At 64.6% G+C, this 12,557-nt stretch carries 12 protein-coding genes; 5 read left to right on the top strand and 7 right to left on the bottom strand.

The genetic code is table 11. The features are described from left to right. Window position 1 precedes the first annotated feature (1 nt). A complete protein-coding gene (locus tag GGD67_RS03955; protein ID WP_179730998.1) occupies window positions 2-1,450 on the top strand; it encodes an ATP-binding protein in 1,449 nt (482 codons plus the stop codon). A 205-nt stretch (window positions 1,451-1,655) separates the two neighbouring features. Here the strand turns inward: GGD67_RS03955 and GGD67_RS03950 are convergent, their stop codons facing one another. From GGD67_RS03950 to GGD67_RS03930, 5 genes are all read right to left on the bottom strand, one after another. Next, complete coding sequence (locus GGD67_RS03950) at window positions 1,656-2,945, bottom strand: M20/M25/M40 family metallo-hydrolase (RefSeq protein WP_179730996.1); 1,290 nt, start codon at window positions 2,943-2,945, stop codon at window positions 1,656-1,658. Window positions 2,946-3,168: 223 nt separating this feature from the next. Then, window positions 3,169-4,824, bottom strand: coding sequence for a TRAP transporter large permease subunit (locus tag GGD67_RS03945; protein WP_179730994.1), 1,656 nt, complete (start codon window positions 4,822-4,824; stop codon window positions 3,169-3,171). A 26-nt stretch (window positions 4,825-4,850) separates the two neighbouring features. Next, window positions 4,851-5,432, bottom strand: coding sequence for a TRAP transporter small permease subunit (locus tag GGD67_RS03940; protein WP_092252375.1), 582 nt, complete (start codon window positions 5,430-5,432; stop codon window positions 4,851-4,853). 169 nt (window positions 5,433-5,601) lie between these two features. After that, a complete protein-coding gene (gene moaA, locus GGD67_RS03935; protein WP_179730991.1) occupies window positions 5,602-6,621 on the bottom strand; it encodes a GTP 3',8-cyclase MoaA in 1,020 nt (339 codons plus the stop codon). A gap of 349 nt (window positions 6,622-6,970) precedes the next feature. Next, on the bottom strand, window positions 6,971-7,645 hold the full coding sequence (locus GGD67_RS03930; RefSeq protein ID WP_179730990.1) for an HAD family hydrolase: 675 nt from the start codon (window positions 7,643-7,645) through the stop codon (window positions 6,971-6,973). Between the two features lie 168 nt (window positions 7,646-7,813). On the opposite strand from GGD67_RS03930, the gene rpiA reads away from it, so the two are divergent. From rpiA to gor, 3 genes are read left to right on the top strand one after another with little or no spacing between them, the layout of a single operon-like run. Next, window positions 7,814-8,527: a ribose-5-phosphate isomerase RpiA gene (rpiA, locus tag GGD67_RS03925; protein WP_092253038.1), complete on the top strand. Its 714-nt coding sequence runs from the start codon at window positions 7,814-7,816 to the stop codon at window positions 8,525-8,527. Window positions 8,528-8,529: 2 nt separating this feature from the next. Continuing rightward, on the top strand, window positions 8,530-9,072 hold the full coding sequence (locus GGD67_RS03920) for a DUF2059 domain-containing protein (protein WP_018319988.1): 543 nt from the start codon (window positions 8,530-8,532) through the stop codon (window positions 9,070-9,072). Window positions 9,073-9,118: 46 nt separating this feature from the next. Beyond that, window positions 9,119-10,507, top strand: a complete 1,389-nt coding sequence (gene gor / locus GGD67_RS03915) for a glutathione-disulfide reductase (RefSeq protein WP_179730988.1) — start codon at window positions 9,119-9,121, stop codon at window positions 10,505-10,507. Window positions 10,508-10,515: 8 nt separating this feature from the next. On the opposite strand, the gene GGD67_RS03910 is transcribed toward gor, so the two are convergent. Further along, window positions 10,516-11,655: a hypothetical protein gene (locus GGD67_RS03910; RefSeq protein WP_179730986.1), complete on the bottom strand. Its 1,140-nt coding sequence runs from the start codon at window positions 11,653-11,655 to the stop codon at window positions 10,516-10,518. A 378-nt stretch (window positions 11,656-12,033) separates the two neighbouring features. Here GGD67_RS03910 and GGD67_RS03905 point away from each other — a divergent pair, with 378 nt between their 5' ends. Continuing rightward, entirely contained in the window at window positions 12,034-12,342 is a 309-nt protein-coding gene (locus tag GGD67_RS03905; RefSeq protein WP_246784224.1) for a hypothetical protein, read from the top strand. 13 nt (window positions 12,343-12,355) lie between these two features. Here the strand turns inward: GGD67_RS03905 and GGD67_RS03900 are convergent, their stop codons facing one another. Next, window positions 12,356-12,541: a hypothetical protein gene (locus GGD67_RS03900; protein WP_018319991.1), complete on the bottom strand. Its 186-nt coding sequence runs from the start codon at window positions 12,539-12,541 to the stop codon at window positions 12,356-12,358. Window positions 12,542-12,557 lie beyond the last annotated feature (16 nt).

Below are 12,557 nucleotides of genomic sequence, written 5' to 3'. Positions count from 1 at the left end.
CGTGGCCCAGCCCGGATCCAACGTCGGATCCTATGCCGGGTCCTATGGCAGGTCTCCGACGTTCAAATCGCTGATCTGGCGCATCGTGTTCCTGCACATCCTGGCGGTCGCGGTGGTCGCGATCTTCCTGCCGCTGGTGCTGTTCTGGCTGCTCAATTCCGAGATCGACCAGCTGCATCGCGATGCCATGCGCGCCCAGGCCGAGGTGCTGGCGGAGCGCATCGTTGTCCAGCCGGGCGGCCTGCTGACGTTCAATCTGCCCGACAGTCTCAAGGGCCTCTATTCTGAAGCGTATGGCCGCTATCAGTACGATATTCGCGATGCCGAGGGCCGGCTGCTGTTCTCCTCGCATCGGCGCTCTGCCGCCACCGCGGCACCGCGCTCGTCGGAGAGCATTTCCGGCGCCGCCGTCACCCGCGACCTCGACGGCAAGACGGTGCGCATCCAGGTCGCCGAGGACCTCGCACACCGAGACGTCATCATCGACGACATCGTGTCGAATTTCTTCCGGCGCGTGGGATGGATCACCATCCCGATTCTGCTGGTCCTGCTCGCCACCGACATCATCATCTTCCGCCGCGCGATCGCGCCGCTGTGGAAGGCCTCCGAGGAAGCCAGCAATATCGGGCCGGCGCGCACCGACATCCGCCTGCCGACGGAGCAGATCCCGCGCGAGATCTTGCCGCTCGTCACCGCCGTCAACCAGGCGCTCGACCGCCTCGAAGGCGGCTTTCGGGTGCAGCGGCAGTTCACGGCGGATGCCGCGCATCAATTGCGCACGCCGCTCGCGATCCTGCGCACGCGGATCGAGACGCTCGACGATCGCGCGGCACGGCAGGCGCTGCATGCCGACATCGAAACCATGAGCCGCCTCGTCGCGCAATTGCTGGAGATCGCCGAGCTCGATACCCTGGTGCTCGATCCCGGCGAGACTGCGGATTTGCGCGCCGTCTGCGCCGAAGTGGTCGCCTCGATTGCCCCGTTCGCGATCGCGCAGCACAAGGACATCGCGCTCCGGGGTACCGACGCGCCTGTCAGGATCCACGGCAATTCGGAGATGCTGCAGCGCGCTGTCTTCAACCTCGCGGAAAACGCCATCAAGTTCACGGCCAAGGACACCACCGTCGACGTCGAGGTGCGCGAGGACGGTTCGGTGCGCGTGCGCGATAGCGGCCCGGGGATCGCAGAGGCCGAGCGCGAGCTGATCTTCCAGCGCTTCTGGCGCGCCGACCGCCGGCGCAGCGACGGCGCGGGACTGGGGCTTTCCATCGTGCGCGCGGTGGCGGACGACCACGCGGCCACGGTCGCGGTGGAGAATCTTCCGGGGGGCGGGGCTGAGTTCACGCTGCGGTTTCGGCTGGCGCAGGAGGCTGCTTCTTTCCCCTCTCCCCTCATGTCCGCCGAAGCCTTGGCGAAGGCGGATGTGGGAGAGGGTGGCTCGCCGCGATAAGCGGCGAGACGGGTGAGGGGTTCTCTCCACGAGTCCCACTCTCAATCGAGCGCATGGAGAGAACCCCTCATCCGGCGCCGTAGCCGACGCTGCGCGTCGGCGTATGCTTAAGACGGCGGCCGTAGGCCGCCTATGCCACCTTCTCCCACATCCGCCTTCGCCAAGGCTTCGGCGGACATGAGGGGAGAAGGAAGAAAGCGCGCCCCTATTTCAGCTTGCCCGTGGACAGGTCCATGATCATGCGTGTGGCGAGATACAGCCGCGGCACGATGCTGCCCACCTGCACATATTCGGCGTCGTTGGAGTGCGCACCGAAGCCCGACAGGCCCATGCCCTCCACCACGGCTCCGCTGGTCTTCAGCGCGGCAAATGCCGCGTCGGTGCCGCCGCCGGTCGCCTTCTCGTCGACCTTGAGGGACATGCCGATCTCCCCATAGATCGTCTTGCCGTAGGCCGCCACGCGGCGCGAGGCCTCATTCGCCTCTAACGGCGGGCGACGCACCTCGAACTTGAGGGCGACCTTGGAGTCCGGCAGCAGGCGATTCTTGATCTTGTCCTGCAGCGCCTTCTCCAACTCGTCGAAGTCGGACACCTTGAGCGCACGCGCATCGGCCTGGGCGGTGGCGTCGGCAGGGATCACGTTGCGGTTGGTGCCTGATTTGGAGACCGTCCAGTTCAGCTTCAGGCCCTGCTCCGGCTTGGAAAGGTCCTTCATCTGCAGAACCTGGTGCGAGAGCTCGTACAGCGCATTCACGCCGCCCTCGGGCCTTGCGCCGGCATGTGACGACTTGCCTTGCACGCTGAGATAGGCCGAGCCGATGCCGCTGGTGGCGAGGCGCAGCGTGCCATCCATTCCGCCGCCTTCGAACGAGAATACCGCGTCCTGATCCGAGGCGAATTTGGTGATGGTGCTGCGCCAGCCGGGCGAGGAGATCTCCTCGTCGCCGTTCGTGAGCACCGTGAGCGTGCCGTAATCACGGAAGCTCAGCTTTTGCAGTAGCGCCACGGTATGGAGAATGAGGGCGACGCCCTGCTTGTCGTCGGCGATGCCGAGGCCGTAGGCCTTGTCGCCGTCGATGCGGAACGGCTGATCCTTCAGCATGCCCTTCAGGTACACCGTGTCCATATGGGCGATCAGCATGATCTTTTTAGTTCCCGTGCCCTTGAACACGGCGTGCACGGCCGGCCCGATCTTCTCGGGCGTGTCGTCGAGGCGATAGATGTCGGTGGGTTGCAGGATCTCCACCGTGCCGCCGAGCTGCTTGAGCTGACCGGCAACGCGCTCGGCGATCTGGTTCAGGCCTTCGACGTCCTTGCTGCCGGATTCGATGTTGACGAGATCGCGCAGCGTGTCGAGCAGCGGCTGCTGCTCTTTCTGCGCCAGCGCGTGAACATCGGTGACCGGCTCGGCCCGCACCATCGTTGCGGCACAGGTCAGCCAGAGTGAGGCGATCAACGGGCCAAGGACCGAGGGAGCAGGGTGCAATCGGGGCATGAGCGGCATCCATAGGCTGAGGATGGCCCGGTATGCCTCCGTTTCCGGTGCTTGTCACGCGCGGTGTACCCTCTCCCCTTGTGGGAGAGGGTGGCTTCGCGAAAGCGAAGCCGGGTGAGGGGTATCTATCCCCACGAGCGGTCTCGCGACGGAGAGAACCCCCTCATCCGGCGCTTGGCGCCACCTTCTCCCACAGGGGAGAAGGAAGAAAGCGCATCCGCCGCTACTTCGACGGCGGTCCGAGATCCAGCGGCGGCAGCTCGATCTGCGGCACCTCGATCTTGATCGTGCTGGGATCGATGTTGGTCTGCACGCCCTTGTAGTGCATGACCATCGACGGGAACGCGATCACCAGGCCGACCATGATCATCTGGATGACGACGAATGGCACCGCGCCCCAATAGATCTGGCCCGTGGTGACCGGTTCCATCCGCTTGCCGGTGACGCGATCGGTGTATCGCTCCTTCGGCGCGACCGAGCGGAGATAGAACAGCGCAAAGCCGAACGGCGGATGCATGAACGAGGTCTGCATGTTGACGCCGAGGATGACGCCGAACCAGATCAGGTCGATGCCGAGATGCTCGGCGGCAGGTCCGAGCAGCGGGATCACGATGAAGGCCAGCTCGAAGAAATCCAGGAAGAAGGCCAGCACGAACACGAAGACGTTGACGAAGATCAGGAAGCCGATCTGGCCGCCGGGCAGCGAGGTGAGCAGATGCTCGACCCAGACGTGCCCGTTGACGCCGTAGAAGGTGAGCGAGAACACGCGGGCGCCGACCAGGATGAACACGACGAAAGCCGACAGCTTGGCGGTCGATTCCGTGGCCTGCCGGATCAGGTCCCAGCTCAGCCGCCGCTTCGCGGCACCGAGGATGAGGGCGCCGGCGGCACCCATCGCGCCGCCTTCGGTCGGGGTCGCGATGCCGATGAAGATCGTGCCCAGCACCAGGAAGATCAGGAACAGCGGCGGCACCATGACGAAGGTGGTCTGCTGCGCCATCTTCGAGAGGAAGCGGAAGCCGGTGAGCTTGTCGATGACCCAGTTCACCACGGCGACGGCGAAGGCGAAGATGATGCCGCAGAACATGCTGAGCACGACGTAATCGGCACCATGCACGGTCGAATTGCGCATCATGAACCAACCGAACACGCAGCTCGCGAGGAACAGCATACCGAGCGAGACCAGGCCGCGGCTGCCACTCTCCTCGCGGAAGCCGATGGCTTCCTTCGGCAGGCCCGGGGTGGCCTTCGGGAAGAACATGCTGACGAGGAAGGCGTAGAGGGCGTAGAGGCCGGCGAGCACGAGGCCGGGGATGAAGGCGCCTTCGTACATGTCGCCGACGGACTTGCCGAGTTGGTCGGCCATGACGATCAGAACGAGCGAGGGCGGAATGATCTGCGCGAGCGTGCCGGACGCCGCGATGACGCCGGCGGCCACGCGGCGGTCATAGCCGTAGCGCAGCATGATCGGCAGCGAGATCAGACCCATCGAGATCACGGAAGCGGCGACCACGCCGGTGGTCGCGGCGAGCAGCGCGCCGACGAAGATCACGGCATAGGCAAGGCCGCCGCGGATGGTCCCGAACAATTGGCCGATGGTGTCGAGCAGGTCCTCGGCCATGCCAGACCGTTCCAGCACCAACCCCATGAAGGTGAAGAAGGGAATGGCGAGCAGCGTGTCGTTGTTCATCACGCCGTAGACGCGCTCGGGAAGAGCCTGGAGGAAGTCCGGGCGGAACTCGCCGAGCTGGATGCCGACGATGGCGTAGAACAGGCCGACGGCGCCGAGCGAGAATGCCGCGGGATAGCCAAGCAACAGCATGACGACCAGCGACGCGAACATGATGGGCGCCATATTGGCGATGATAAACGCGGTCATGATTTCCCCTAAACCGTCGCCAACGGCTACTTCTTCTCGATCGCTTCGACGAGATGCTCGACTTCCGCCTCCAGCGCCGACACCTGGGATTCATGCGGGTCCGGAATCATTCCGCGCATGACGGCAATTCGCTTGATCAGCTCGGAGATGGCTTGAACGAGCAGGAAGGCGAACCCGATCATGATCAGGGATTTGGCGGGCCATTGCGGCAGACCGCCGGCGTTGCCGGATTGCTCGTTGATATGGAATGAGCGCTGGAAGAACGGCACGCCGGTGATGATCATGACGATGCACAGCGGAATGAGGAAGAACAGGTGACCAACCACGTCGATGAGGTTGCGGACCGTCTTCGGCAGCGTGTTGTTCACGATGTCGATGCGGATATGCTCGTTGTCGAGCAGCGTCCAGGGCGAGCACAGCAGGAACACGATGCTGAACAGCACCCATTGCAGCTCGAGCCACGAATTGGAGGACGTGTCGAACGTCTTGCGGACGATCGCATTGACCGCCGAGATGATGACGGCGGCCACGATCAGCCACGCCAGGCGCTTGCCCGTCCAGCGCGTGAAGGCGTCGATTCTCTGGCTCAGCTTCAGGAGCGCTTGCAACGAAAGGTCCTCCCCAATGGTGCCGCGGTCGCCTTGACTGCCCGGGCGGGGCGCGTCGGCTTGTCTGGCCGCGCAGGCATGAGGCTGCCGCACCAAAACAGCGGGCGCGCAGGCCGTCAATTGGAACTTGGTTGATAGTTCAGGGAAATAAGGCCGCAGCCGGGTGGTGTCAGCCGCCGGTGACGCTCATGTGCCTGGAGACGCTGGGACGGTCGTGGCGGCGGTCGATGATGAAATCGTGGCCCTTGGGTTTCAGGCCGATGGCGCGGTCGATCGCATCCGCAAGCAGCATGTCGTCATCGGATGCACGCAGAGGTTTACGCAGATCGGAGGCATCCTCGTGGCCGAGACAGGTGTGCAGCGTTCCCGTGCAGGTAATACGAACCCGGTTGCAGGATTCGCAGAAATTATGCGTCATCGGCGTGATGAAGCCGAGCTTGCCGCCGGTCTCGGTGACGCTGACATAGCGGGCCGGACCTCCGGTGCTCTCCGCTAAATCCGTCAGCGTGAATTGCTGGGCGAGGCGCGCGCGCACCAGCGAGAGCGGCAGATACTGGTCGATGCGGCCCGAGCCGATCTCGCCCATCGGCATGACCTCGATCAGCGTCAGGCCCATGCCCTTGCCGTGGGCCCAGCGCATCAGGTCGGGAAGCTCGTCCTCGTTGAGGTTCTTCAGCGCCACCGCGTTGATCTTCACGGCGAGTCCTGCGGCGCGCGCGGCCTCGATGCCTTCCAGCACCTTGTCGATCTCGCCCCAGCGGGTGATCTCGCGAAACTTCTTGGAATCGAGCGTATCGAGCGAGACGTTGATGCGGCGCACGCCACAATCGGCGAGCTCGCTTGCGTGTTTCGCAAGCTGGGTGCCGTTGGTGGTCAGCGTCAGCTCGTTCAGGGCGCCGCTCGACAGATGCCGCGAGAGCGAGCGGACCAGCGTCATCACGTTGCGCCGGACCAGCGGCTCGCCACCGGTGAGCCGCAGCTTCTTGACGCCCTTGGCGATGAAGGCCGAGCAGAGCCGGTCGAGTTCCTCCAGCGTCAACAGGTTCGCCTTGGGCAGGAACGTCATGTCTTCCGACATGCAGTAGAAGCAGCGCAGGTCGCAGCGATCGGTGACGGAAACGCGCAAATAGCTGATGGTCCGCCCGAACGGATCGGTCATCGGGGTGGACAGCGCGGCGGATCCGTTCATGCGAGAGGCCTTGTCACTAACGGCGACGGGTGCACCTGGCTTCAGCGGTGCTCGGCACCCAATCTAAGCATCGGACGCGACGAGGACAATCGGGTGGTATACGTAGATCAACGCCTGCCGGAGCAGCCACCAAGACTTGCCGCTCCCAATAGGCTGGCTCCGGCTAGCGCAACCGCGATGACACGACGCATGAGCCATCCACTTCGTCTGCGACAAACCGCCACATAACCCCGGGCGGACCTTAGGAGGCGTCGTCTGGGGAAGGCAACCGGCCGGCTGCGCATAGATAATGGATGGTTAGGTGCGGGGTCTCGCGAAATACCGTAGCGATATCAGTATCTTGGTTGCGTCATGCCGTCATCAGGCTGCTGGCGGCGGCTGGCAGGTCGCGCATGTGATGGATCAGCCGGTCCGGCTTCAGCTCGGCGATCGGCACGTCGGTATAGCCAAAACTGACTCCGATCACCGGCACCCCGGCCCGGCGGGCCACCCCGACATCGGTTCCGGCATCGCCGACCATGATGCTGGCTTTGACCGCTCCGCCGGCGCGCGCCACCGTTTCACGAAAGATGGTCGGGTCGGGCTTCTGGACGCCAAAGGTGTCCGCGCCGCAGATCGCCGCGAAGCGGCGACTGAGGTCGAGCTCGTCCAGCAGCCGCTTCGACAGCCATTCCAGCTTGTTGGTGCAGACGGCGAGGCGATGGCCTTGCGCGGAAAAATGGTCCAGCGCGGCCTCGAGCCCCTCGAAGGGGCGGGATTCGACGGCGATGTGATCGGCGTAATAGGCGATGAAATCCGCGGTCATCCGGTCCATGTCGGCGGGGGTGACGGTGCGGCCCTCGGCCTCCAGCCCCCGCTCGATCAGCTTGCGGGCGCCGGCGCCGATCATGTTGCGGGCCGTGGCCATCGGCACGGGCGGCAGCCCTTCGCGGTCGAGCACGTGGTTCAGCGCGGTGATCAGGTCGGGCGCCGTATCCACAAGCGTGCCGTCGAGATCGAAGACGATGGTGTGAGGGGAGGTCATGGTCCAAGCGCTACCGGCCCGGTCAGGTCAGTGCAAGGGGCGGCGCCATAAGTTCAGCTTATAGCCTGGTTCCCAGACCCTGTTCTCCGGCGGAAAACGAGGCTACATAGGCCGCCGAAAGCGGCCACGATCGGCGGCATGTTCGAGACTTCAGAGGCGGGCGCAAACGTGAATATGGACCAGTTGAAGCGACAGGCCGCGGCGCGCGCGCTCGAGGAGGTGCGGGACGGCATGCAGCTCGGGCTCGGCACCGGCTCGACCGCCAAGCATTTCGTCGAGCTGCTCGGCGAGCGCGTCGCCGCCGGGCTCAAGGTGATCGGCGTGCCGACCTCCGAGGCGACTCGCCTCGATGCTGTGCGGTGCGGCGTGCCGCTGACCACGCTCGACGAGATCGACCATCTCGACATCACCATCGACGGCGCCGACGAAATCGATCCGGCGCTCAACCTGATCAAGGGCGGCGGCGGTGCGCTGTTGCGCGAGAAGATCGTGGCCGCGGCCTCGGATCGCATGATCGTGATTGCAGATGACACCAAATGGGTGCCGACGCTCGGCCGCTTTCCGCTGCCGGTCGAGGTCATCCCGTTCGGGCTCGGCGCGACGCGCCGGGCGATCGAGAAGGCATTTGCCGAATGCGGCGTTTCCGGGCAAATGGCGGTCCGCAAGGCCAAGGAAGGCCACGTTTTCGTCACCGACGGCGGCCACTGGATCGTCGATGCCCAGCTCGGACAGATCGGGGATCCTGCCGGCCTCGCCAGCGCGTTGAGCGCGATTCCCGGCGTGGTCGAGCATGGGTTGTTCATCGGCTTGGCCAGCTCGGCTGTTCTGGCGGGCGGCGAGGGAATTCGCGTGATTGAACGGCGTAAGCCGAAAGGAGACTAGGAATGAAGAGCGTTTTGAGATTTTTGCCGGCTGCGACCCTCGCTGTGGGACTGGCCCTCGCGGTCGTCCCGGCCGCCGCGCAGCAGCCGGCGCCGAAGGCTGGCGCCGCACCCGCCCAGCCCAAGGCCTCGCCTGCGGCGATCGCGGCGGCGAGGGAGATCCTGCAGATCAAGAACGCCACCGCGATGTACGCGGGCGCGGTGCCTGGTCTGGTCGAGAAGACCAAGATTGCGCTGACCCAGCAGAACCTCAACTACCAGAAGGACCTCAACGAGGTCGCCCCGATCGTCGCCCAGCAGCTGCAAGGCCGCCAGAACGAGATTGGCGAAGGCATGGCGCAGATCTACGCCAGCGAGTTCACCGAGCAGGAGCTGAAGGATCTCGTCACCTTCTACAAGTCGCCGCTGGGCAAGAAGCTGATCGACGCCGAGCCGCGCGCCATCGGCCTGTCCATGGCCTTCATGAACTCCTGGGCCCAGAACTTCGCCGAGACCGTGATGGGAGCCTTCCGCGCCGAGATGCGCAAGCGTGGCAAGGAGATCTGACAGACACTATCTGATCAGAAATTCCTGACCGGGGTCGGAGTGGACAATGGCTGAATTCGACGTCGACCTCTTCGTCATCGGTGGCGGTTCGGGCGGCGTGCGTGCCGCCCGCATCGCGGCGGGCTACGGCGCCCGCGTGACGATCGCGGAAGAGTACCGCATGGGCGGGACCTGCGTGATCCGCGGCTGCGTGCCGAAGAAGCTGTTCGTGATCGGCTCGCATTTTCGCCACGAGCTCGAGGACGCCGCAGGTTTCGGCTGGACCGTTCCGCCTGCCAGCTTCGACTGGCCGACGCTGATCGCCAACAAGGACAAGGAGATCGCGCGGCTGGAGGCGGCCTACACCGCCAATGTCGAGAAGTCAGGCGCGCAGATCGTCAAGAGCCGCGCGGTGATCGAGGACAAGCACACCGTGCGTCTGCTCGAAAACGACCGCAAGATCACCGCAAGATACATCCTGATCGCCACCGGCGGCGCGCCCAACCACGGCGCATCGATTCCCGGCATCGAGCACGTGATCTCCTCCAACGAGGCGTTCCACCTTGCGAGGCTGCCGAAGCGGATCGTGATCCAGGGCGGCGGCTACATCGCGCTGGAATTCGCCGGCATCTTCGCCGGCTTCGGCTCCGACGTCACCGTGATCTATCGCGGCGACAACATCCTCCGCGGTTTTGACGAGGATGTCCGGACCCACGTTCGTGCCGAGATGGAGAAGCAGGGCATCACCATTCTCACCGGCTGCACGGTGAGCAAGGTCGACCGCCACGGCGATGAATTCACCACGCATCTGTCGAACGGATCGAGCATCGCCTCGGAGCAGGTGATGTTCGCCATCGGCCGCCATCCGGCGGTGGCCAATCTCGGGCTGGAGAACGCGGGCGTCGCCATCAACCCAGCGAATGGCGGCATCGCGGTCGACCATTTCTCCAGGAGCTCGGTCGACAGCATCTATGCGATCGGCGACGTCACCCATCGCTTCAACCTGACGCCGGTCGCGATCCGCGAAGGCCACGCCTTCGCCGACACCGTGTTCGGCAAGCGCGAGGTGAAGGTCGACCACGCCAATATCCCGACCGCGGTGTTCTCGCAGCCAGAGGTCGGCACCGTTGGTCTCACCGAGACTGAAGCGCGGGCGCAGTTCAGTCACGTCGACATCTACAAGACCTCGTTCCGCCCGATCAAGGCGACGATGTCCGGCCGCGACACCCGCGTGCTGATGAAGCTCGTGGTCGACGGCTCGACCGATCGCGTGCTCGGCTGCCACATCGTCGGCGATGCCGCGGCCGAGATCACGCAAGCCGTCGCGATCGCGGTGAAGATGAAGGCGACCAAGGCTGATTTCGACGCGACCATCGCGCTGCATCCGACCGCGGCCGAAGAGCTCGTCACCATGCGCACCCCGACCGCGCGCCACGTGCGCCAGGCCGCGGAGTAGGGCGTCTCCTAAGCGTAGAGATATCCGACAGGCTTGCCTTCGGTGCGCAGCGGACGAATGTCTTTCTGCGTGATGATCTGGCCGGCGAGACCGTCGATCTCGTCGCGCTGCGTCGGCGTCCAGCCGCGAAGGTCGTCGATACCCTTGAGAAGGCCGAGCCGCAGCACCTGCGTGTTCTCGCCGACCGCAATGAGGCTGATCGAGCTCTTGCCTGCGGTCACGACGTCGCCGGCCGCGAGCTCGAAGGTCTCGCCGGCCTTGTTCCTGAATTCGGCCGTGCCGCGAATGACGCGATAGATCACGACCTCGCCCTTGGCGAACGAGGCGGCGTCCGCGGATGCCGATGTGCTCTTCGGCAGGAGCGACCGGCCGCGCGGATCTGTTGCGATGATGTGGCCGGTGACGAGCTGGCCGCTCGGCGCCTCGATGCCGATATCGCGCACGTAAACCGGCAGCGCCGATTTGATCGAGCCGTCGCCAAGCGGCTTGAACAGTGCATCCAGCGCCAGCGGATCCTGAAGCCAGAAGCCGGCATTGGCCGGGCGATCGTGCAACGGATGGCTCCAGGCCACGCGCGGCGTTTCGGCTTCGTTGATCTGATCGGGGCCGACGATGGTGGGATTCGGAAAGGTGGTGGGATCGGTGATGAAGGCTTCGAGGAATTTGCCCGAATAGCCCATCGAGACCGGATCCGGCACCACCGTCTGCGGCGTCTTCAAATTCTCTTCGGTTGGCAAACCCGACCAGGTGTAGAACAGCTGGCGATGCACGATCGCGCTTTGCAGCATCACCGCGCCGGGTCCGACATTGTAGAAGCGCCCGTCATAGTCGAAGGTGAAAGCGCCCGAGGTGACCAGCACGAGCTGAAAGCCGCCGGGCGGCAGATGCAGATGGAAGTCGGTGGGACCGGTGTCGGGACGGTAGATCGGCAGATTGGTCGCGACTTCGTGGAGCAGGAAGGTTTCGTTGTTGGCGTGAAAGCCTTCATTGGCGCGATTGTAGAGCGCTTGCGGGCGATACGTCGCCTCGAACTTCGCATTCCGATCGCGATCGATCGCGATGAAGTCCTGCGTGTTGAGGCGGAGCGGCGCGCCATTCGGATGGGTGAGGCCGGTCGTCTTGAGATCGCCCGCAGCATGCACGTTCATGACGTTCTCCGCTCTGCGCCGTTGCTTCGCTTGCACCGTCACTGCGAATTTTGGGCCAGTTGGTTTGCGAAGCAGCAAGCGGGCCTGGCGCCGCGATGCCGGCGTGCCCGTTCAGGAAAAATCCGGTGGCGGCACGGGAGGTTAGATCGACGGCTCGTTCTGCTGGTCGGACGCGTGCTGGGGATGCGCGCGTCCGGCGCAGTGAGGGGACCTGTCTAATTTGTCGGCAAGCCCCGCGAGTGCGCGTGCAGCGGTGGCGGTGCCGGATCGGTCCGATGGCGCCTTCGGGATTTAGCGAAAACGTCGCGACCGGGCAGGGCGGCGATTGACAGATTGTTCACGTTTTGTTCTTATGCTGCGACCGAGATGGAGGCAGCCATGGACAACCGTATCAACGAAATTCGCAGAACCATCAGAGCGCTCCGCGTCAGCATGCGCGAAGCCGAAGCGATCATGCATGAGCAGATCAACCGCGACGAGGATTGCAGCTTCGTGGCGCAGGAAGTCATCAAGATGCGCTCGGTCATGAGCCTGCTCGCGAAGGAGCGGATCGCGCTCGGCGATCACGAGCCGATCGTCGTGAACAATTTCTTCATCCCGCGGCGCCGGCCGACGCGAGAGCCGGTCACGGCTCTTTCGCCGACCGCGGATTCCGTGTTCCGTCCGCGCGTGGTGGCGCGGGTTTGACGCAGAGGGCGGCTCAATCAAAGGCGTGAGGCGCGGCCCGATCCGGCTTGCCGGCCGGGCTGTCAGCCCACTTTGCCATCTCCATGGTCCGGGCGTCGACGCCCTCGCACCAGAAGCAGCTTGGCCGCGCGCGGCCGTTCTCGGACAGGATCGGGACCAGGCTGTGGCCGCAACCGGCGCACCAGGCGATGTCAGTCATGCATTCCCCCACGGCG

Origin of the sequence: Bradyrhizobium sp. IAR9 (genome assembly GCF_013408065.1) — a bacterium.
Taxonomy (GTDB): Bacteria; Pseudomonadota; Alphaproteobacteria; order Rhizobiales; family Xanthobacteraceae; genus Bradyrhizobium.
Note: the sequence above shows the minus strand (reverse complement) of the source record. Positions and strands in the feature narration are given on the sequence as shown.

Excerpts from the sequence above, each read along its gene's own strand:
- GGD67_RS03950 (WP_179730996.1), bottom strand. The coding sequence starts at position 2,945 with ATGCCCCGATTGCACCCTGCTCCCTCGGTCCTTGGCCCGTTGATCGCC.
- GGD67_RS03945 (WP_179730994.1), bottom strand. The coding sequence starts at position 4,824 with ATGACCGCGTTTATCATCGCCAATATGGCGCCCATCATGTTCGCGTCG.
- moaA (WP_179730991.1), bottom strand. The coding sequence starts at position 6,621 with ATGAACGGATCCGCCGCGCTGTCCACCCCGATGACCGATCCGTTCGGG.
- GGD67_RS03930 (WP_179730990.1), bottom strand. The coding sequence starts at position 7,645 with ATGACCTCCCCTCACACCATCGTCTTCGATCTCGACGGCACGCTTGTG.
- GGD67_RS03920 (WP_018319988.1), top strand. The coding sequence starts at position 8,530 with ATGAAGAGCGTTTTGAGATTTTTGCCGGCTGCGACCCTCGCTGTGGGA.
- gor (WP_179730988.1), top strand. The coding sequence starts at position 9,119 with ATGGCTGAATTCGACGTCGACCTCTTCGTCATCGGTGGCGGTTCGGGC.
- GGD67_RS03910 (WP_179730986.1), bottom strand. The coding sequence starts at position 11,655 with ATGAACGTGCATGCTGCGGGCGATCTCAAGACGACCGGCCTCACCCAT.
- GGD67_RS03905 (WP_246784224.1), top strand. The coding sequence starts at position 12,034 with ATGGACAACCGTATCAACGAAATTCGCAGAACCATCAGAGCGCTCCGC.
- GGD67_RS03900 (WP_018319991.1), bottom strand. The coding sequence starts at position 12,541 with ATGACTGACATCGCCTGGTGCGCCGGTTGCGGCCACAGCCTGGTCCCG.